Source organism: Deltaproteobacteria bacterium, assembly GCA_021737785.1.
Taxonomy (GTDB): Bacteria; Desulfobacterota; DSM-4660; order Desulfatiglandales; family Desulfatiglandaceae; genus AUK324.
The window spans coordinates 88,371-109,379 of the sequence record JAIPDI010000005.1; the positions used below are offsets into that span (position 1 = coordinate 88,371).

Here is a 21,009-nt window from a genome sequence, read left to right on the forward strand (position 1 = left end):
CTCCTATTTAGCGTATTATATCTCCCTCCGAACGCTTATCCTTGATGATCAATTCCGGGCGTTTCAAAAAGACCCGGGTATCCGGGGGTATGGATTCGGTCAGCCACACATTGCCGCCGATGACCGAACGGGCCCCGATAACGGTTTCGCCGCCGAGGATGGATGCCCCCGCATAGATGACCACGTCGTCTTCAATGGTGGGATGCCGTTTCCGGTCGCGAAGCTGGTGAATGGTCCCCTTGGGAAGCGAGAGGGCCCCCAGGGTGACGCCCTGGTAGATCCTCACGCGGTCGCCGATGACGGTGGTCTCGCCGATGACCACGCCGGTCCCGTGATCGATGAAGAAGCTCTCGCCGATATGGGCCCCCGGATGGATGTCTATGCCGGTCCGGCTCTTGGCATATTCAGTCATGATCCGCGGGATCAGGGGAACCCCCTGGTGAAAGAGCTGATGGGCAATCCGGTAGGTGGCGACGGCTGAAAGCCCGGGGTAGCTGAAGATGATCTCATCCTCGCTTTTGGCAGCAGGATCCCCTTCCCGGGCGGCGACCACATCCTTGGCAAGGGCCTTGCGGAGGAGAGGCATCTCTCTTAACAGACCGATGGCGGCCTCATACCCTGCTTCCAGGCATTTGGAACAGGGCTTATCATAACGAAGACAGTCGTGGCGGATGGAGAGGGTCACCTGTTCGGCCAGGCTCTCAAAGAGCCCTGTGACCTCCTGTCCCAGATAATACCCGAGATTGACCCTGTCGAGCCGTGTTCGGATGAAATAGCCGGGGAACAGGATCCTTTTGGCGGTGTCGATGAGGGCAATGATCGCCTCTCTGGACGGAATGGGCTCGGGGCTCACATGTTCGAAACAGTGGTGTCCGTCACAGGAATGCTCGAGGCGGTCCACAATATCGGGGATGTCTTTTCGGTATTGCTCGACACTGGATGCTTCTATCCGGCATTGATCTTCTTTGGACGTCTGATCCATGATATTTACTCCGGGCGTGAGGTGAATGAGCTGAAAGCTGAAAGCTTAAAGCATTTCAACATCGACATCAAGAGGCCAGAAAAGCCAACATGCCACCATTCCAGTCATCCCCCCATCCAGCATCGAGTATCCAGTATCCAGCATCCAGTACCCATCTCACGTCCCTGAAGCACAGGCTTGGGCCTGGGGTTTCCAGAAGGGGGAGAATCCCCTCAGCTTTTCGATAATCGGAGGGAGTCTATCGATCACGATGTCGACCTCTTCCTCGGTATTGTAGACGCTCAGGCTGAGCCGTACGGAGCCGTGGGCCATGGTAAACGGCACCCCCATGGCGCGGAGCACATGAGAGGGCTGGAGGGAGCCGGATGTGCAGGCCGACCCGGAAGAGGCGCAGATGCCGAACTCATCCATGAGCAGGAGAATGGCCTCTCCTTCGACAAACTCAAAACTGATATTGGTGGTATTGGGGAGCCTTTCTGCACCGCCCCCGTTCACCCGGCTGTTGGGAACCCGGTCCAGCAATCCTTTTTCCAGCCGGTCTCTGAGCTTTCTGACCCGTGTGTTCTCCTCTTCCAACCGTTGGGCCGCCAGTTCGCAGGCCCTTCCCAGGCCGATGATGCCAGCGGTATTTTCGGTTCCTCCGCGACGTCCCCGTTCCTGGTGGCCCCCGATCAGAAACGGTGAAAACTTGGTGCCCTTCCGCACGTACAGGACGCCCACCCCCTTGGCGGCATGGAGCTTGTGCCCTGAGATGGAGAGCATGTCAACGGCGCTCTGCCGAAGATCAATCGGAATTTTGCCCGCGGCCTGAACCGCATCGGTATGGAAAAGGATTCCCCGGTCTTTGGCCAGCCGGGCGGCTTCTTCCACAGGGAAAATCGCCCCGGTTTCATTATTGGCCCACATCATGCTGACAATGGCCGTATCCGGGGTCAGGCTCTTCTTGTATCGATCCATATCCAGCCGGCCCTCCCTGTCCACCGGCACCTCGGTCACGCGATAGCCCCTCTTGATCAGCTCGTTGCAAAGGACTTTTATGGCGGGATGTTCCACCCGGGTGGTGACGACATGCATCCGGTCTTTCCCTGTATTGAGCGCGGACATGATGGCGGTATTATCGCTTTCAGATCCGCAGCTCGTAAAGATAATCTCTTCAGGAGAGGCCCCTAAAAAGGCCGCCACCTGTTCTCTGGCTTTCCGGATATCCCGGGCGACCTGACCGCCAAAGGAATAGGCGCTGCTGGGGTTCCCGTACAGATCCGTGAGAAAAGGAAGCATGGTTTCCAGCACCTCCGGCGCTACCCGGGTGGTGGCGTTGTTGTCCATATAGATGATCTTCATTTGGGCACCTCCTCGACGGTCAATTCGGGCCACACATGTTCCCGAAGTTTGGCCTCCACAAAATGGGTCAGGGTCAGTTCCGAGGCCTTGCAGACCGCACAGGCGCCCAGGGAAGAGACCAGCACCCGGTTGCCGATCACATCCACCAGTTCAATGTCTCCGCCGTCCTGCTGCAGCGAGGGCCTGATTTCCCGTTCAAGGGTCTCTTCGATCATCTTGATTTTCTGAATATTGCTCAGCTTGGGCTTCTTGATCGGCGCTTCCTCCTCGCGAACCCTGGCAATCAGTTCCCGGATGGCGTCGTGGCAGGACTCGCAGCCGCCGCCGGCCTTGGTGTAATTGGTGACTTCTTCCACCGATGTGAGATTGTTTTCCCGAATCGCCTTTTCAATCTCCTTATCCGTGACCCCGAAGCACTCACAGACAACCTCCCCTTCCTGTTCTTTGGGCGCCTCTCCTCTGTAGTTGGAAAGGGCCGATTCAAGGGCCTGCCGGCCCAGGACGGAGCAGTGCATCTTTTCTTTGGGAAGGCCCCCGAGAAAATCGGCAATGTCCTGATTGGTTATCTTTTCAGCCTCTTGCACACTTTTTCCCTTGAGCATTTCCGTGAGCGCAGAGGCCGAGGCAATGGCACTGGCGCACCCGAACGTCTGGAATTTCGCATCTTCAATCTTGCCGTCGTCGTCCACCTTCAACGTAAGCTTAAGGGCATCTCCGCAGGCCATCGAGCCCACCTCGCCCACAGCGTTTGCTTCTTCCACTTCCCCGGCGTTCCGGGGATTCAGGAAGTGCTCTTTTACTTTATCCGTGTATTCCCACATAAGCGCCCTCCCTACACCAAGCAGGTTAAAAATGAGACCCCACCCCTATGGTCGGGCAGGACCTTGAGATTGTTATTATCTATATAAACATTCTTTAGCACAAAATGCATTTTATCTCAACAACCGATGTCTGAAGGATTCGGATCCCCAGGACGGCAGTGAAGGACCCTTCATCCTTTTCACCCCCATTGTCGAGGCTACGGGGCTGCATGACCGCATGATGATGTGTGATGCCGTTCAAATAACGCCGTAATCCTTTGAAAAACCTTGACCGGGAAATCCGAATGGAGTTAATAGGATAAAGAAGATGTTGAATCACTCAATTCAATAGGGAGGTGGCAAGATGGGTAATTTCCGATGTATCCTCCTCATGGCGGCATCGGCAGTATTGCTCTGGAGCGTTCAGGCCCTGTCTGCGGAATATTACGTGATCGAGACCAGATCCGGCATCGTCCGTATCACCGATCACCAGCCGCAGGGTGAGGCCGTTGTATTGAAAGGGCCTTTTGAAAACCGGGAGGCGGCTGAAGCGGCCCTTTCCGAGGAGGAAAAGAAAAATCCCGGCACATCGGGGAAGGGTGAAGGTCAGGGAAAAGGGAGAGGCCGGGGCCAGGGCCAGGGAAAGAACAGGTAATAAAGGGGATGTTATGAAGGATGAGAGGAGTCCGGAATGCGCCAAGTGTCCTGTTAAGGATCGAATCTGCCGGGTGGAGGATGGAAAGGGACCCGAGTCCTGTCCCACCATTCATTATCGTGAGGTTATCGAAGATGTCGTAAAGGAATACGATAAGCCCGGAATACATGAATTCGCCAGGATGGCGTCGATCCAGGAGTCGGAATGTTACAGCAATCGTGATATTCAACCCTATGTAATGCATCCTGTGAAGCCGCGGGTCCAGGAGATCTGTGAATTCGCCCGGAAAATGGGATACCATAAGCTGGGCATCGCCTTTTGTACGGGGCTTCACCCCGAGGCAAAGGCCCTGAACCGGATACTGGAGGCACAAGGGTTTGAGGTGGTGTCCGTTGTGTGTAAGGCAGGCGCCATCCCCAAGGAAACCATAGGGATCAAGGATTCGGAAAAGGTACGGATCGGAGGGTTTGAATCCATGTGCAGTCCCATTACCCAGGCCACCATCCTCAACAGGGAGAAGACCGATTTCAACATCCTGGTGGGTCTGTGCGTGGGTCATGACTCGCTGTTCTTCAAATACAGCGAGGCCTTCTGCACCGTCCTGGTTGCAAAGGACCGCGTCCTCGGCCACAACCCGGCGGGGGCCCTGTATACCTCCGGCACCTATTATGCCCGAATGCTCCGCAAGGGGTTTTAAGGGCGGTAGACGGAATCAGGAGACCGATTCCCAGCTCTCATGCTGCCAGCGCATTGCTGCCGGATAATGATTTTTCTGATCTCCGACTTCTGATCTCTGGCTTTCGGTGCCCGTCGGCCTTGCGCCTAACGCCTTACGCCTTGCGCCTTCCACCACAAACCGCCAAGGCCAGGTATCGCTCCCCTTCGCAAAACATGAGCCGTTTATCTATCATCATTTGAAGGAAGGGCCTGATCCGGTCTTCGCCGAACCGCGGAAATCGGCCGACGATATCGGCCATGGACCGCTGGGTCCCGCAGAAGAGATAGATGGCACGGGAGGTGCCTTTCAAGCGATGGGTCATGGGCGCGTCATCCAGCCGACGCTCCCGAATAATGAGAAAGTCCTTGCCGTCCCTGAAAGAGAGTATCGGCTCACACCCCGGTTCCCGGTGCATGCGGTTATAAAAGGCATGCCATTCCGCCAGTTTTTCCCGGACCGGCGCCCACATCCGGTGTTGATGCCGGACCCCGCCATGGTATCCCTGCATCATAAACCGGAGTTTCCCCCGCACTTCCGCCGGAAACAGATATCGATAATCCGGATGATTTCCCCTGAGGCGGATTCCGTAACGGTCAGGATGACGCCAAAGGAGGCTTCCATAGCCGAGCCAGAGGTCGATCCCTTTCAGGGGCCGGAATGGAAACGCAAAGGAGAGGTGGTGCAGGGTCTCGGACACGTCCCGGGAATCGCTGGAAGGAAACCCGAGAATGAGATTTCCGGTAAGATCCGGAAGGTGAGGGACCTCGCAGTTTTTCATCATTTCCAGATTGTCCATGGCCGTGGTCCCCTTGTGAAATTTTTTGAGGAGGCGGCTGCTCAGGGCCTCAATGCCCACCTGGACCTCCTGCATGCCGGCGGCTGCCATCGCCTCCAGCACGGCCCGGGGCGTCCTGGCCCGGATTTCCGAGAACAACTGGAGGTCCATTCCCAGTCGCTGTATGGCCTGAAAGCGTCTTTCCAGCCTTCTGGCCGGGAGCAGATTATCCATAAAGTATATGGAGAGGACCTGGTGACGGTTGACCAGGGTGTCTATCTCCAGGGCCGTTCTCCCATCGCTTTTTTCCCGATACCCGTGCCACTGAAGATTGAGGTTGCAGAAGGCGCAGCCCCCGCCCCCCTTTGAATCTCCCCCCTTGTTCCACCAGCAGCCCCGCGACATCTCCATCGGAAGTCTGGGCAGAAAGGCCTCTCCGGGGTCTGAAGATTCCAGATCGCGGAAGTAATCGGTATAATCGGGAATGGGGAGCTCATCCAGATCGGGGACCTGCTGAGGGCCATCCCAGGCCGGAAGCACGTCCCTGTGGATAAGACCGGGGATATGCGGAATCTGCGAGGCATCCCCTCGGCGCGCCATCCACGCCGTGAGGTGCAGCAGCGGCAGTTCCCCTTCGCCCTGAATGGCGTAATCAATATCCGGAACGGCTCGAATAAGCGTTTCACCCTGGGCCCCGGCACATGCGGAGCCGCCCACCACGATCGGCAGCCGGGGTGCACGCCGCTTGATTTCCCGGATAAAATAGAGTGAACTGGTCAATTGGGCCAGACAGATGGAAAACCCGGCAAAAAGATAGCTGTCCCATCGGTGTGCGTCTATCATGGCGAGGGAAGCGGCCTCGATCCGGCCGCAAAGGTCTTTGAAGTCCTTGGCTGCCAAACGGGGATCGCCGCGGATCTTCCGGTTCCAGAACCGGCCGATGGTTTCCATCCGGTCCGGGTAGAGGAGTGCGGCGTAGGGGGATTCCGCGATCCACGACCGTTCGGATACGGCCTGGTAGATGGAATAGCCCAGGTCCCGCGCGATCTTCAAATAGACATGACACGCATCTACCCGGATATGAGGAAGGCGTTCATTGAGAAACGCCTTGAGGGCTCCCAATTGAATGGACGGACGGTCAAATAACGGCCAGGGCGTGGACACCAGGGCAATCCGTTCTTTACGGGCCAGTCCCGGGTCAGCCTCATTCACGATCCTGTCTCCCGGGCGAATTGTCCTGTTTTTCCGTATGGTTCATTCGTTGTTTCTCGTGAATATCGACCGGGCACAGGCTCCGGGCATGCAGATAATCCTGAGGAAACCCCTTCCAGCACTCGTCTTCCGGACTCACCTCTGCGCCGGTTGCCCCCATGTTGGTGAATATCAGGACGTCGCCTTCCTGGATGACCGCCGGCGCATCCGGAAAGTCTATCCGGTTTCCCGGTCCCCCTGCCTGACCGATGATGGCCGTCGTTGAATTTGTTTTATTGCTATCGGATCTCGACAAATTGACAATCCCATGATAGATGCCGCGCCTCCCATTATGGATCGGGGATTGCATATCCGCATTGATCCTGATCCAACGTCTTCCCTTCTCTTCGCCGGCCTCGACAACCCGGGTTATGAGGACACCGGCGCGGGCAAGCATTCCATGCGGCAGTTCCAGCCACAGGTTGAATCGGGGATAGGCATGGGCGACGGCATCCAGATACTCGTCTAATCCCGGGACATCCACCCATGCCTGTTCGCGATCCATTTCCTGTTCCATGCCGTTGCCCAGGATGAGGGTCGGTTTATCGGGAAAACGCACCAGTGCCTCGGTGAGGAAGGGGCGCATTTCATCCGGTCCTGACACAGGAGGGGCATCCGGCTTCAGGGAACAATAGAGTCCCCGGATAGAGGTCCCTGTGAACCCGATCTCTCTGTGATGGGCGCCTGCATCCCCGCGAATGAAAAATCTCCTGTCTTGAAAAAGATCCGGCCGCCGTCTGATTGCACTCAGATTGTACACCACCACGTGCACGCCGCAATCAAAGGCCCGCGCAAACTCCCGATCCTGGGCAGCGGCAGGAAAGAACACGATATGCTCGGGATCGAGTCGAGGGAAATCCCTCAAGAGGAGGTCCATCTCATTCCACGAGATGCACCGAAACCCCACGCCCTGCTCAACGGCCTTTCTCAGAATTTTTGGATGGGGATTCGCATGGACAGGATAGAAGAGGCGGTCAACGGCATCGATGGATAACAGATCGAACAGAATCTCATTCAATGTCTCCTCATTGAAGACATAGAGGGGGGATCCCCGGCCGGCCATGGCCAGCAATTCATCCCTGCGGGACTGCCACCATTCAGTTTCCATGATCTCAGGATTTTACATCCTGTCGGACACCGGGTCAATACGGTTCTTGAAAGGGTCACAGGCGCTGAATTTCCCGCTGCAGCGGGAATTCAGGGGGAGTAACGGCGACAGCATTGAAGACCGGATCGCTTGTGGACCCCGCTGCAAAGCCGGACTGACTTAGCCGAAATCCGTGGATCGGGCACTACTTTCAGGTTTCAAATGAAGACCCGAGTGGCACTCTTATAAAAGGGACTTTAAACCAGCAACCGTTCTCCCGGGGCGGCCTTGAACCTTCGACCCTTTGAACCGGTAAACGATTAGTACCTGGTCTTCTGTCATGAAAAACAAGAAAATATGGCCATCCTTCCACTGCGCGCTTAGCCTTTCGTCATTCCGGCATGTTTCTAGCCGGAATCCAGAAATACGACGGACTGGATTCCGGCTAAGGGCATGCCGGAATGACGGGACAGCACCATCCGTTTTGGTTGCGGTTATCCGCTTTAGGGTTTTTCGTTGACCCCTTCATGGTTTAGGTATAGTTTTGCCTGAATCAGGAGGTCCCTGTACAAACATGGGGGCATCCGTCCGCGGCGCTTTTTTTAAAGCTTTAAAGATTTAAGGAGCGATGTGGTTTCTAAAAAGCCAGATAGAATCCATGTGAGCATCAGGGAAGCCCTCGGCCTTCTCATCCCCTATGTCAAGTCCCGGGTCCTGACCCAGGTGAGATCCATCTGGCTGATCATTTTGTATCTGATCTTTTTCCAAAAGTTTGTTCTCGGGATTTCCATCGCCGGTGCATCGGTTATCGCCGGTGGGATGGTGCTGGTCGTCATCGGGCTGACCCTGTTCATGGAAGGGCTCATGCTGGGGCTTATGCCGCTGGGAGAACTGGTGGGGCTCAGGCTCCCCCAGCGTTCCGGGCTCCCGATGGTGTTGGGTTTTGCCCTGGTCCTCGGTTTCCTGGCCACTCTGGCCGAGCCTTCCATTAATGTCCTCCAGACGGCCGGGCTATCCGTCAGACCCTGGGATGCGCCCCTCCTGTTTCTCCTGCTCAATCTGTACGCCCCCTGGCTGGTGTATACCGTAGGCGCAGGGGTAGGGGTTGCCGTCTGCCTGGGAATGATCCGCTTCTACTACAGTTTTTCTCTCAAACCCTTCATCTATATCCTGGTGGGGGCGCTTTGCGCCTTCACGGTGTGGGCCTCCTTTGATCCGAATCTCAGGCACATTGTGGGCCTGGCATGGGATTGCGGCGCGGTGACGACCGGGCCGGTCACCGTGCCCCTGGTGCTGGCCCTGGGGATCGGCATATCCCGGATGTTTGCATCCTCGGAATCGGGGGCCACGGGCTTTGGGGTCGTGACCCTTGCATCCCTCCTTCCGGTGCTGGCGGTATTCATTCTGAGCGTATTCCTGCTCGGGATGGCGCCAGGTCCCGTTTCTGAGAGAGATTTCTTCAAGCCGGAAAACAGGACTCAGGCTGAACGCCTCCTCGGAGGGGAAGGCCGTCTGTTACGGTATGTCTTTGTCCAGGCTAACCCCGAAGGAAGACTTGCCTTTTTTGATAACAATTATGACAAGATGGCGCAGTTTTTCGAGGACCTGTATGAGGATGATGCAAGACGAAAGGCCGTGTTTGGAGATGATCCAGAGGCATTAAAACGCTGGGTCGCCCTCCATGGGACCGAAGGGCAGCAGCGCTTCATTTTCGGGAGTCAGGAGAACCTGGAAAAATATCTTCTAAGTATCCGGGGCTCGGCAGAAGAATTCCAGGCCGAAGAGCTTTTGAGGTACAATACCATCGCCGCAATCAAGGCCATAGGGCTGTTGACCATCCCTCTTTTTGTCGTGCTCTTTTTTATCCTCCGCGACAGGCTGCCCCAGCCCGATGAGATCTTCCTGGGTCTGTTTCTCTGTATCGCAGGGCTTGGCCTCTTCGGTATCGGGATCGAGGTCGGGCTGAACAGACTCGGGACCCAGATCGGCAGCAAACTCCCCTCCTCCTTCAAGGCCATTCAGCTTCCGGAAGAAAGGGAGGCCATCGCTGACTTTGATCCGGCCATGGTCCACACGGCCATCTCTTCGGACGGCCAGAAACATCTGTTCTTCTATGTCAAGAAAGGGAACCGTTACGTCGAAACCCCTTACCATCCTAAGGATTACGATCCTGAAACCGGCCGGTATCACCATATCCCAACCAAAGGGCCCCTTTTCGGGGATCATTACAGTTTTGCAGGGATTGGTCTCGTCCTTTTCTTTGCCTTTGTCATGGGTTACGGCGCAACACTTGCCGAACCCGCCTTGAATGCCCTCGGCCTCACCGTGGAGGCATTGACTGCCGGGGCCTTCAGAAAGTCTCTTTTGATGCAGGCGGTGGCCGTGGGGGTTGGGGGAGGCATTACCTTGGGCGTGGCCAAGATTATCTGGAATATCCCCCTTGCCTGGCTCCTGGTTCCCCCCTATCTCTTGCTGCTGCTGTTGACCCGATGGTCCACAGAGGAGTACGTAAACATTGCCTGGGACAGCGCCGGGGTCACGACAGGACCTATCACCGTGCCCCTTGTCCTCACCATGGGGCTAGGGATAAGCACCCAGGTAGGGGTGGTGGAGGGATTCGGGATTCTGGCTGCCGCCTCTGCCTGTCCCATCCTCAGCGTGCTTGGCCTGGGCCTCTATGCAGCGAAAAAGAGAGAGGCTGCATTGAGGGAGTCCATCGCTGTCGCACCGACTGGAGAAAGCCGGATATGATGGAGACAAGAAAGGCCTTTCGCATCACCGCATTCCTTCCCAGGAGCTTTTCAAAAGAGGTACTGAATGCCTTGCGTGACATGGGGGTCCACGATCTCTGCACGGCGGCGGCCCGGTCCCTGGTGATTAAAGCCAAGAAGGGGATTTCGTTGCTCCTGCCGGGAAAGGATCTGATCGCGGATCCGATGGACCTGGTCGTATTTCTGGGGGGAGAGACCATGGAGACTGCTCTCTTCAACCTTGTAGTAGAGAAGGGGCATCTGGCCATTCCGGGAATGGGGACTGTCACCAGTGAAGAGATTGAAGTCCCTTCGGGGGAGGTCCTCTACAATGAAGAAAGTGTTCAACCCTTTGATGCAACGCCGATCCCTATCCATCCCCATGCAGTCACCGGGATCTGCTGCATCGTGCAGAGAGGCCAGGGAGAGGGTGTTGCCAGGATCGCTCTGGATACGGGGACCTGCGTCCCTGCGATCAATTTCGGGATCGGTACAGGGGTCCGCGACAAGATGGGACTCCTGCGCATCACCATTCCGGCTGAAAAGGAAATCATCCATGTCTTCACTTCGGTGGATGAAGTCCACGGCCTTTTGACCATGATGGCCGAGGCCGGAAACCTGGAACAGCCGGGCAAAGGGTTCATTCACACCTATCCTGTAAAAAAGGCCGTGGTCAACATGAAGGTCATCAGGGGAGGTCAACAGCGTGCGGCCAGCATCGAGCAGGTGGTTGCCGCGATCGATCACATGAAAGGAGGGGCCGAATGGCGGCGCCGGGCCACGGGAATAGAAAGGCCGACCGGAAGGCAGCAGAGATTCCTTTTAAGGCTTATAGAGATCAACCTTCTGTGCGACGGGGGGACCGGGCCGGGGCTGGTGAAGGCCGCCATGGGGGCCGGCGCGGGGGGGAGCACCACTCAGAGCTTCAGGCATGTCCGCCCATCGGATTCACCCCTGGAAACAATCAGCCCGGTGCGTGAGCTTTGCAGCCTCATTGTCCCGGAAGACCGGCTGGATCCCATTGTGGACGCCCTCAAAGAAGCCGGCGCCTTTACGGACCGCTGCCACGGCCAGATCCACTTTCGCCGGGTCCCCAAGGCGGTGACCTATATGGTCAAGTGAACCCTTTTCAGGCAGGACTTCCTTCATTTTCGGTACAACCGGCAGCAAAGACCAGAGCTCAACGGTCGGAAGTCAGACATCAGAAAACCCACCATCCCGGTCATCCAGCCATCCAGTATCCAGAATCAAGTATCCAGTACCCAGCATCTTCGCATCCAGTATCTAGAAATAATCCCCCACCAGCACAAAGGCCCCCCAGTAGCCGGGGTGGGGATACCGCTGCTTCACATGCTGCATGGCCTTCTGGAGGCTTTCGGCTGTAGGCCTTGTCTTGTATTCCCGGTAGAACTGCTTGACCAGGATGGCGGTGGAGATGTCGCTGACCCGCCAGAGGCTGGAGAGGACCGCATGGGTCCCGGCATAGAGGAAGGCCCGGTTCATGCCGATCACGTCATCCCCCTGGGTCACCCTTCCGAGCCCGGTCTGACAGGCGCTCAGGACCACGAGCCCGGCCCGGATATCGAGGCCGAAGATCTCGGAGGTCTTCAAATCGCCGTCGTCCTTTTCGTCTCTGGCCAGTTTGACGGCCGAAAAGAGCGGGTTGACGGGATCGAACTCCCCGTGGGAGGCCAGATGGATGATCCCGAATTCCGATATGTGGCGCACCACCCACCCCTCGGTGGCCCGTTTTCCGGTGAGGACCGTGATGTCGGGGAAGTTCCAGCCGATAGCCCCCACCTCTCTCTCGGCAAAGGGGAGGTCCAGGGCAGGGTTTTCCAGGTCAGGATTGCCCACTGCCAGGACCCTGGGATTCTTTTCCTCGGCCCGCCGCTCCAGGGTATACCGGAGCACGCTGGCGCTGGGGACGGAGAAGAGGGGGAACCGGTCCGCCAGATACGCTTTTCCGTCAAAGAGGGCGGCAAAGGAGAGGTGGTGCAGGGCATCATGGGGCACGATCCCCACGGCCTGAACGCCCTCCAGTCCCGCTGCGGGCCGGGACAGGAGCCATGCGTGGAGTTGTTGTGAAACCGCTTCCGCAGGTTCCAGGTTCTGAAGGATCCGCCGGTAATGGAGGACGGTCTCCCTCAGGGTCTTGCGGCCGATGGGGGTGCGGAACAGGTCGGCCCGGTCCCGCGTGATCCGCCAGCAGAGGACCTGGTCGGGGACCACATAGTAGACCAGGACCGCCACGCCGGGCTCCAGCAGATTGCGGAACTCACGGAGCGTCAGGGGCAGGACCGAGACGATGCTGGCCAGCTGCGGGTTCTTCATCTGGATCTCCAGCATGAGGTCCCGGTGATCGTCCCTGGCCCGTTTCAGGGCCGTGGCATAGACCTCCCGCGCACTCTCCTCCCGGGCCTGGGCCAGGAGGGTCTCATACTCGCCGATCCGGGACTTCAGGGCCTTCTCCCGATCATACATTTTTTGATTGACGGTCCCGTGCAGGCTGAGTCGCTGGTTTCCCAAGAGGTCGATGAGGTTCCGGGCCCGGGAGCGCTCGGCCACCTCAAAGGCCTCTGTGTCTTTCCCCATATCCACCAACAGGCCCACCAGGGTCTCATAGACATCCATCTTGTTTCCGATGAATCCGTCTCTCAGCTGCTCCAGCCTGATCTCAGACCGCACCCCTTCGATGACCTCCACGGCCCGGGAAAGGAGGCCCCTGGCCCCTTCCCGGTCTCCCTCGCGGATCCGGAGTCTGGCCAGTCCGTAGAGGGCCCGCCATTCGGTCTCACGGAGGGCCATGCCCCTCGAAAGTTCCAGTGCCTCGCCATAGACCGTTTCGGCCTTTGAAGTGCGGTCCAATTGCGTCAGGGCATCGCCGTACGCGGCCAGGATCTTGGCCTGGTTGATCCGGTTGCCGATCTGGGCCGCCGTGACAAGGGCCTCCTCAAACAGGGGGACGGCCGCCCCCGGCTTTCCCATGCGCACATAGGTCATGGCCTGGTTCTTGAGGTCATAGGCAACGGCCCATTTGGAGCGGATCTTTCGGTCGATCTGCAAGGCCTGGTCCAGTATGTGGAGGGCCTTCTCATACTCCCCCTGATCGCGATAGACCAGTCCCATGTTGTTGAGGGTGGTGGCCGTCTCGTCCTGCCGGGCCTTCAATTTCTTTGCCAGTTTCAGGGCGTCTGCCAGTTCCCGCAGGGCCCGATCGTGATCGCCCAGGGTCCACCAGATGAGCCCTGCGGTATTGAGGGCGTTGACCTGCTCCAGGTCCCACTGGTTTTCCCGGGCCTTCACCAGCACCTCCCTCTGCCCCTCGAAGGCATGCTGGTATCGGGCCTGAAACCAGTCATTGTTGGCCTGCTCCATCCGGATATTGGCCCTGATGCGCTGATCCGCCTCTCCCGGTTCCAGGAGGGTCAGGGCCTTTTGGTAGCGATCCGAGGCATCCCCGAAATTCCCGAGAAGACGATCGCACCGGCCCGTGTCCAACAGGGCCTGGGCCATCCAGGCCTTTTGTTCCAGTGCCTCATAGAGGTCATAGGCCGCCATATAGTGCTGTTTGGCCCCGGCATATTGACTCAGCCGCAGATCATATATCCGGCCCATGCGCATGTGCTGCCGGGCCAGGAGTTCGTCCTTGTCCATGTCCCTGCTGAGGGCGGCCGCCGACTGGAACTGCTCCAATGCCCGATCATAGTCGGTGGCGTTCTCCAGGACCACGCCCAGGTCGGTGAGGGCCGCCACCTGGGGGGCGCCCAGCTCCAGATCGGCCATGATCTCGGCCCCTTGCTCCAGGACCGGGATGGCCTGATCGTATTTCTCCATGCGGGCCCGGACCAGGCCCAGCCGGATCAGGGCATCCGCATGTTCCGGGGTATCGGGTTTTTCCCGGACCATCATCCCGGCCAGGGCCTGTGCATAGGTCTCTGCGTCCCTGTACCGGCCCGCGGCAAAAGCGCTTTCCCGTGCATAGGTGTAGAGCTGGGGGATATAGGATTTCAAATCCTTTGTCTGAAGGGCCACATTCAAGGCCTTGTCAAAAGACACCATGGCCCTGAGGGGCGCTTTTCCCTTGAATGCCTGGACCCCGTCCGTGACATATTCCTTGAAGCGCTTTTTGGCCAGCGCCAGGGCCTCGGCCTCTGTCATGCCCCAGTAGCCCAAAGAGATCCATTCCCCTCTGCCGCCGGTCTCCTGCTGGGCAGCCATCAGCGCCTCAAAGGCAGGGGCCTCGGCATATGCCGCAAAAAAAGGGCCTGTCATCGTCAGGTCGGACGGGCCTTGCCGGGGCATCAGGAGGGTGGGCACGTCCAGCATGGCGAAGAGGTGGCCCAGTGAATAGGCCTGCTCAACAGAGGCCCCCGGCAAAAGGGCCAGCGAGACATCCGGGACCCGGCCCGAGAGACGGGAGAGGGGAAAGGTCCGGCCCTTGTCCAGTCCCATGGCCGGATAGGGAGACGGGATCTCTCCCGGTCTCGTGGGGACTGAATTGGCCGTGAACAAGGGGCCTCCCAGAAGGAGTCCCTGGGCCCCGGGCAGGGCCTCCATGATCTGGTTTTGGGTGGCGCCGGCCCCAAGGGAGGTGATCTCAAAGGGGAGGGGGATGGCGGATTCGAAGGAGAGGGCGATGATGCGACGGCGGAAGGGCCTTCGGTTTTCCACGGATCGCACCAGGTGCGTGGCGTTCAGGGCCAGGGGCCGGTTAAGGGATGCGGGAAGCATCGACAAATCCTCACACACCCAAACGGTTTTGCCCGCCTCGAGCCCCTGAATCGGATCGTCCAGGTTTATTTCCTGAACCGCGATGTCGTCCGGGGTGATCCTGAAGGCCTGTGCGGGTCCGTCTCCGGCCCCCTTGAAGATCCGCATACAGGTCCATCCGGCCGGCAGATTCTCCATGAGATCGATGGCCTCCACCGGGTCCGGCCCGAACATGGCCGCAAGACCCCGGCAGCCTTCCCTGGCCGCCCGGGTCCTTAGCTTTTTTAACCTTTCCTCATAGACCGACAGGGTGTCGTGGTATTCCTTCCTCAGGGCATCGGAAGGGGAACCAGGGTCGTGGGTGACAAGGGTCTCTGCCAGGTCCTGGGCCTTCACGGCCAGACCCAGGAGGATCATCACCTGTTCCTGAAGGGCCTCGGATGGGGCCAGACCCACCTGGACCGGGACCTGATCGTTTTGCTCCCCCATGGCCTTCCTGAGGAGTTGCCGTTCCTGATCGATCCGTTGCCGGAGATGGGGCCGGTCTTCTTTTGGAGCGGTCTCGAGCCCTGTTTCCAGTCGCTCCAAGGCCATGAGCCTCGGGGCCACCCGATTGAGCCACGCCCTTTCAGGTCCTGTGAGAGGGTTTATGATCAAGGGTCTCAGGCAATGGAACCGCTCCATGTCGGATATCTTTTCCAGGAAATTGAAGGCCTCTTCGATCTTCCCCTCCCGGATGAGATCAGCGACCATGGGCGAAAAGGCATGCACCATCTCCCCCGGGCCGCAACCGGTTTCAAAGAGGGAAACACGTTTTAGCGCCGACAGGGCCGTCTTCAGGTCTCCCAGTCCGGCCAGACCCCGCCACTGGTACGCGGGGAGGATTCCCCTCCGGGAGATCTCAAGGGCCTTGCCCAGATGCGCCTGCTGTTCCACGTCCTCTTGAAGGTCTCCGGCCACTCGTGCCATGTTGAGGTGGAGGGCCGCCTCAAGGGCCAGGGTCTTTCTCCCCTTGGGGCCTTTGACGCGGTCCAGCCAGGCGAGCCCCTCGGAGAAATGGGCCCCGGCCCGTGTCAGGGCGTGGGTGCGGCGGACCGCTTCTTGGGGCGAGGTCGCGTCCCTACCAGGGATCTTTGCCAGGAGGTAGACCCCGAGGGTGTTGTGGTATTCAGGGGTGGTCAGGGGATCCAGGACCTCGGAAAAGGTCCTGAGGAGCCGGACCGTCCGGCGGTCCGCGATCATGAGATCGGCCCGGCAGCGGTCATACTGGGGATCCCGGGCCGGTATCCGGGCCAGTGCGACGGCCATGTTTTCCACGTTCAGCGCGGCGCTGACCGGGTTTTTGAGTTCCAGGGCTATGAGGGCGGACCGGTGAAATCGATGGAAGGCCTCTGTAGTCTGTTGCAGGGCATGGCTCAACTGTCCGCCCCGGTGAGAGAGGAGGGATAGACCGTACAGGTCTCCCTCGGCCACCGGCTGTTCCGCGGGGTAGGCCGCCAGTTGCGCGGCCAGCGCCTCTTCTGCTGAAGACAAGACCCCCAGCTCGGTCTCGATGCGGGAGAGGAAGGCCTGGGCCAGCCGCCGCTCCTGCTCAGGGCTGAACCCGTATACGGCCCTGGATGCGTCTGTCTTGTCAAAGGCCACGTCCAGGGAAAGGTTCATGAGGGCCTGGCCGGGCCGGGATGCGGTGCCCTTCTTGATTTCCGCCGCGCCGTGCTCCTCAAGCAGCCCCGGTACCTGTTCAAAGTCTCGGGCCGCCTCTTGAAGCATCTCGATTCGGGCCGCTCCGGTGAGATCCCCTGCGGTCATGTAGGCGCTGTAGGCAACCGAGCGCCGGTTGGCCGCCAGGTTCCGGACCTGGCCCAGGGCCTTGTTGAGCGCAAAGGCCGCTTCAAAGGCGGCCCGGGCCTCAGGCCATCGTTCCGCCTCCTGAAAGGCCAGGCCGAGACGGTCCAGCATCTCGGCCTTGAGCTGGACCATTGACATGGGAAACCCGAGGGCCTCCCTTGCTTTAAGGAGCATGTAGCGGAGGTTCTGGACGGTTTCCTCGGGCTTGCCCTGGATCAGGGGCGCGATCTCGGCAATGAGCGCTTCCTGATCCTTTAGGATCGGTTCCAGTGCATCCCTGTAACCCTGCCACCGGGGGTCGGGCGGGGGGCCGAAGGTCTGGGTCGTGGCCTGAAAGAGCCGCTGTTGGATGTCGGCCTGTCTCTGGGCCAGTGCCTCGGCGGCCTGGGCCGTATCGGGTCGTTTCAGGGCCGGGGTCAGGACCCGGTCGCGGACGGCGTCGTTGATCTTTCCCATGACCTTTGAAGGGCGTTTGGGGTCGATCCGTTGATCGATGAGGGCGATGGCCTTCTGAAAGGCCGTGATGGGCCGCTCAGGGTCCCGCACCTGGAAGGCCGCGGCCCCTAAGCGGCGGTAAAAGAGGATTTCCGTGTCCGGTTGATCAAAGGGAACATCCGCATCGAGGCGTTCCAGGTAGCGCTCCAGGGCCTTTCCATACTGGCCCAGCAGAAAATGGATATTCCCCAGGTTGAGGGCCAGATCGGCCCCGTTACGGGGGTCCTCTTCGGGCCGGTTGAGGAAATAGGCCTTCTGGTACGCTTCGAGGGCCTTTTCCAGATACCCCGGCTGGTGGTGAACCGTCTCCATCACCTCAAAGATATACCCCAGGGTCTGGTGAAAATAGGCGGTCTGTCCCTCCCGCTGGATAGCCTGTTGGATCAGGCCGCGGGCCTCATCGAGGGGCGTCTTTCCATCCAGATAGGTAAGACAAAGCCCGGCGGCGTAGAGGCGGACCGGGTCATCCGGGGCCTGTTGCAGCCGGCTGCGATAGAGGGTGAGGGTGGATCCCATCTCCTGTTTGGCGGCCGCGCACTTGATATACCCCCGGTGTCCCCTGATCAGGGAGGGGTCTTCGCGGATCAGTTCCGCATAGATGGCCTGGGCCCCCGGGACCTCGCCCAGCAAAAAGAGATAATCGGCCGCGGCCAGGGATTTCTGCACATAGGCGGCGCGGGCCAGGCGGTAGAGCCGGTCTTCGTCGGGTCGAAGGTCCATTTCCGTTGCATAGAGATCGAGGGCCTCCCGGAACAGCTCCTCTTGATACAGGATCTCGGCCAGGGCGAGCCGGGCCGCGGCCGTCTGGGTGGCGGTCTCTCCTGACTGGGGAAACCCGGTCAGGACCTGCCGATACCAGGTCTTGGCCTGTCTCCAGTCTCCCCGGTCAAAGGCGATATCCCCCATCCGGTTGAAGGCCCCCATGGCCGTCTTGGGAAGGGTCGTTCGATAGTCGCCGGCCAGCTTGTTGAGGGCCTCGATCCTCGCCTCGTCCGTTGTGAGGGCCGGATCCGACAGGGTGGTGTCGATCATCGCCGCCACGGATCGGTCGGCCCAGAGGGATTCAGGGGCCTCGTCGATGACCCTCTGAAATGCGGGCATGACCTGGCCGGGCCTCCCGATACGGCCGGTTATCCGGGCCTGGAGAAAAAGGGCCTCTCCTTTGGTGGAGTTCCCGATGTCCGTCATGTGAGCCACCCGGTCCAGGAGCTTCAGGGCACGAAGGAGCGATTCCGGATCCGTGCTGAGGTCGCTCAAGAGCCGGGCCTCCTCCAGAAGACTGCGGGCCCGAATACGGGCCAGGTCCTGATCGGAGAGCCCGGGGCTTGGAAGGTCTCCGGGTTTCTCCGGGGACCCGATGCGGTCAAGGGCCTGCTGAACGGCCGCCGCTTTTGCCGTATCTGTTACCGCGGCCTCCCATGCCTTTCGCCCCCGTATCCCCTCCAGACGGATGCGGGCAAGGGCGGCCTCGGGACCGGACGTATTGAAGGAAGAGATCACCAGAGAATAGGCCCGGTCTGCATCATCGGGCCGCCCCATCCGTTGACAGACCTTTCCCATCTCATAGGCGGCCTGTGCCCTGATCCTGTCCTGGGCCGGAAACCCCTCCATGGCCTTGTAACAGGCCAGAACGGTCAGACGGTCGTCCCCGGGTCGGCGGTCGGCAAAGGTTCGGGCAAGGGCCATCTGGGCCTTTGCATCCTTCTGAAGGGGGATCATCCCGTCCATTGGCAGACGCCGGAGATTGGAGGTCCCTCGAAGGCTCGACAGGAAAAAGATCCCGGAAGGCGCAACCATGGGCTGATAGGCTGAAAAGGCCTCAGAGGTCAGGGGATAGACCAGCGGGTTTGAACCTGTGACCTCCACTCGACAGATGACGGCAGGGTCTTCGGGCGTCACTTTTCGGTCGCCGGTGGCATCCACGGCAAACCGGGAAAAATAGATGTACCGGCCGTCGGGGGACCAGGATGGATAGAGGTCCAGGGCCGGGCCTCGGGTCACAGGCGTCACGCGGCCGCTGGGGAGATCGAGCACAAAGATATCCCCGCCCGGATCATGCCGGCCCGAGACAAAGGCGCAGGCGTGGCCGTCCGGAGAGACCGCGGGGAAGGCCCCGTCGGCCCCCGTATCCAACAGCTGGGGTGAGGGCGAGGCCTCCCTCAGGTCAAGGGCAGCCAGGCGTCGCCCTGTCTCTCCGGTCCGGGAAAGATGAAAATAGAGGGTGTTTCCATCGGGTGAAAAGGCGGGGGCCCCGTCCTGGGTCTCCCGTCCTGTGAGCCGCTTGGGGGGGCCATCTCCCTGGTCCGGGATCAGGAGATAGATGTCTCCCTTGGCATCGTGGCCCGTGGCCGCAAAGGCGATCTTCTGACCGTCTTGGGAGATGGCAGGGGACGTGATTCTCCCCACCCCCTGAACCCGCCTTTGCGGCAGTTCAACGGCAGACGGCCCCAGGTTTCTGAGCCAGAGGGAGGATTGGCCGTTCTCTTCCGTGACATAGACCAGCCTTTGCCCGTTGCCGGACAGGGCCGCATAGAGGACCGGATCGGCTTCAAAGGTGATCTGGACCGGCCGGTGGATGGGCAGGAGCCTCGGGCCGCTCCGTTGGGTCCCCTGCTGCGCAAAAGGGTCGGACAGGGGCGGACCCGCAGGGGGTTTCGTTTCACCCGGCAAGCGGGAAAATCCCGGAATCGTGCAGGCGGACAAAAGAACGATGACCAGGAGCAGTATCCCTGTCAGAAAACATGAGTTGTGAATTGAGGGATTGAGGGATTGAGGGATTTGCGCCTCATGCCTCGAGCCCGGCGCCTTTATTGCTTCACCGTCCACTTCCCGTTCTCCTGCTGTATCTTTTCGCCCGAAAGGGCGTTTTCCCGGTTCATTCGGGCAAAGATGCTCCGGACCCGGGGCAGATCCTTTTCGGTCAAATCCGGGTTGGTGTCCACCACCCGCTGCATGACCGTGTCCCGGGCCTTATTGACCTGGGCCACCACCGCGTCGAATTCAGGCTGGGTGTACCGGGATGCAAAGGCCTGAAGATTATCCGGGACCTTCTCCTTCTGCAGGGGAAAGGGGGCCAGACGACCCTGGGTGTCTTCTCCCACCCAGCCCAGCCGTTTGAAGGCGTCCACATCATCTTCGTGGAAGGCCAGGGTCTCCACGGCCTCCACCGCGTTCTGCTGCTCCCGGCTCTTTTTGGGCGGGGTCTTGATGGCGCCCAAGGGGTCCACCCCTCTGACCGAGGCCACTAAGAGCACGTCCTGGGTCAATGCATTATAGGATCCCAGGACCTGGTTTTCGAGGGCCGTCCGTTCGCTCACCACATTGACGTCCACCTTGGCCAGGGTGCAGCCGAAGAGGACCAGGGGGAGGAGTGCGAGGCAATATATGTTTTTCATGATGGGGTCTCCAGGGTTAGGCGTTAGGCTTCAGGCGAAGGGGTAATGAGCTGAAAGCTCAAAGCTCAAAGCTGAAAGCTGAAAGCTCGAGGGGTAAAGCAGTTATTGGTTGTCGATCGACATCATAGCGCATGGCGACTCGTGGATGGCGTATGGCGTTTTTGAGCCCAAGAAACACAATAGAGCAGCCTATCCAGCA

General features: G+C 59.4%; 11 protein-coding genes. 4 read left to right on the forward strand and 7 right to left on the reverse strand.

Annotation, left to right across the window (positions count from 1 at the left end; translation table 11 throughout):
* Window positions 1-7: 7 nt before the first annotated feature.
* The 3 genes from K9N21_04455 to nifU form a co-directional block, all read right to left on the reverse strand.
* Window positions 8-982, reverse strand: a complete 975-nt coding sequence (locus tag K9N21_04455; GenBank protein MCF8143153.1) for a serine acetyltransferase — start codon at window positions 980-982, stop codon at window positions 8-10.
* Window positions 983-1,138: 156 nt separating this feature from the next.
* Window positions 1,139-2,323 (reverse strand): cysteine desulfurase NifS, encoded by a 1,185-nt coding sequence (gene nifS / locus K9N21_04460; protein MCF8143154.1) that lies wholly within the window; start codon window positions 2,321-2,323, stop codon window positions 1,139-1,141.
* The gene (nifU, locus tag K9N21_04465) at window positions 2,320-3,144 is read right to left on the reverse strand and encodes a Fe-S cluster assembly protein NifU (protein ID MCF8143155.1); all 825 of its coding nucleotides are present in this window, start codon (window positions 3,142-3,144) and stop codon (window positions 2,320-2,322) included. The genes nifS and nifU overlap by 4 nt, the downstream gene beginning before the upstream one ends.
* Before the next feature lie 343 nt (window positions 3,145-3,487).
* Here nifU and K9N21_04470 point away from each other — a divergent pair, with 343 nt between their 5' ends.
* Both K9N21_04470 and K9N21_04475 read left to right on the forward strand, forming a co-directional pair.
* On the forward strand, window positions 3,488-3,778 hold the full coding sequence (locus K9N21_04470) for a hypothetical protein (protein ID MCF8143156.1): 291 nt from the start codon (window positions 3,488-3,490) through the stop codon (window positions 3,776-3,778).
* A 13-nt stretch (window positions 3,779-3,791) separates the two neighbouring features.
* Window positions 3,792-4,475, forward strand: a complete 684-nt coding sequence (locus K9N21_04475) for a DUF1847 domain-containing protein (GenBank protein ID MCF8143157.1) — start codon at window positions 3,792-3,794, stop codon at window positions 4,473-4,475.
* A gap of 133 nt (window positions 4,476-4,608) precedes the next feature.
* On the opposite strand, the gene K9N21_04480 is transcribed toward K9N21_04475, so the two are convergent.
* Both K9N21_04480 and K9N21_04485 read right to left on the reverse strand, forming a co-directional pair.
* Window positions 4,609-6,483 (reverse strand): RiPP maturation radical SAM C-methyltransferase, encoded by a 1,875-nt coding sequence (locus K9N21_04480; GenBank protein MCF8143158.1) that lies wholly within the window; start codon window positions 6,481-6,483, stop codon window positions 4,609-4,611.
* Window positions 6,476-7,630: a hypothetical protein gene (locus K9N21_04485; GenBank protein ID MCF8143159.1), complete on the reverse strand. Its 1,155-nt coding sequence runs from the start codon at window positions 7,628-7,630 to the stop codon at window positions 6,476-6,478. Before K9N21_04485 ends, K9N21_04480 begins: the two co-directional genes overlap by 8 nt.
* A gap of 639 nt (window positions 7,631-8,269) precedes the next feature.
* Here K9N21_04485 and K9N21_04490 point away from each other — a divergent pair.
* Together K9N21_04490 and K9N21_04495 are read left to right on the forward strand one after the other, a co-directional pair.
* Window positions 8,270-10,360: a DUF1538 domain-containing protein gene (locus tag K9N21_04490; GenBank protein ID MCF8143160.1), complete on the forward strand. Its 2,091-nt coding sequence runs from the start codon at window positions 8,270-8,272 to the stop codon at window positions 10,358-10,360.
* The gene (locus K9N21_04495) at window positions 10,357-11,481 is read left to right on the forward strand and encodes a hypothetical protein (GenBank protein MCF8143161.1); all 1,125 of its coding nucleotides are present in this window, start codon (window positions 10,357-10,359) and stop codon (window positions 11,479-11,481) included. Before K9N21_04490 ends, K9N21_04495 begins: the two co-directional genes overlap by 4 nt.
* Window positions 11,482-11,643: 162 nt before the next feature.
* Here K9N21_04495 and K9N21_04500 read toward each other — a convergent pair whose 3' ends face one another.
* Together K9N21_04500 and K9N21_04505 are read right to left on the reverse strand one after the other, a co-directional pair.
* On the reverse strand, window positions 11,644-20,241 hold the full coding sequence (locus tag K9N21_04500; protein MCF8143162.1) for a CHAT domain-containing protein: 8,598 nt from the start codon (window positions 20,239-20,241) through the stop codon (window positions 11,644-11,646).
* Entirely contained in the window at window positions 20,223-20,810 is a 588-nt protein-coding gene (locus K9N21_04505) for a DUF1318 domain-containing protein (protein MCF8143163.1), read from the reverse strand. Before K9N21_04505 ends, K9N21_04500 begins: the two co-directional genes overlap by 19 nt.
* Window positions 20,811-21,009: the final 199 nt, after the last annotated feature.

Bases quoted from the DNA above. Each gene is read 5' to 3' on its own strand.
- K9N21_04485 (MCF8143159.1), bottom strand. From the start codon at position 7,630: ATGGAAACTGAATGGTGGCAGTCCCGCAGGGATGAATTGCTGGCCATG.
- nifU (MCF8143155.1), bottom strand. From the start codon at position 3,144: ATGTGGGAATACACGGATAAAGTAAAAGAGCACTTCCTGAATCCCCGG.
- K9N21_04475 (MCF8143157.1), top strand. From the start codon at position 3,792: ATGAAGGATGAGAGGAGTCCGGAATGCGCCAAGTGTCCTGTTAAGGAT.
- K9N21_04505 (MCF8143163.1), bottom strand. From the start codon at position 20,810: ATGAAAAACATATATTGCCTCGCACTCCTCCCCCTGGTCCTCTTCGGC.
- K9N21_04495 (MCF8143161.1), top strand. From the start codon at position 10,357: ATGATGGAGACAAGAAAGGCCTTTCGCATCACCGCATTCCTTCCCAGG.
- K9N21_04470 (MCF8143156.1), top strand. From the start codon at position 3,488: ATGGGTAATTTCCGATGTATCCTCCTCATGGCGGCATCGGCAGTATTG.
- nifS (MCF8143154.1), bottom strand. From the start codon at position 2,323: ATGAAGATCATCTATATGGACAACAACGCCACCACCCGGGTAGCGCCG.
- K9N21_04455 (MCF8143153.1), bottom strand. From the start codon at position 982: ATGGATCAGACGTCCAAAGAAGATCAATGCCGGATAGAAGCATCCAGT.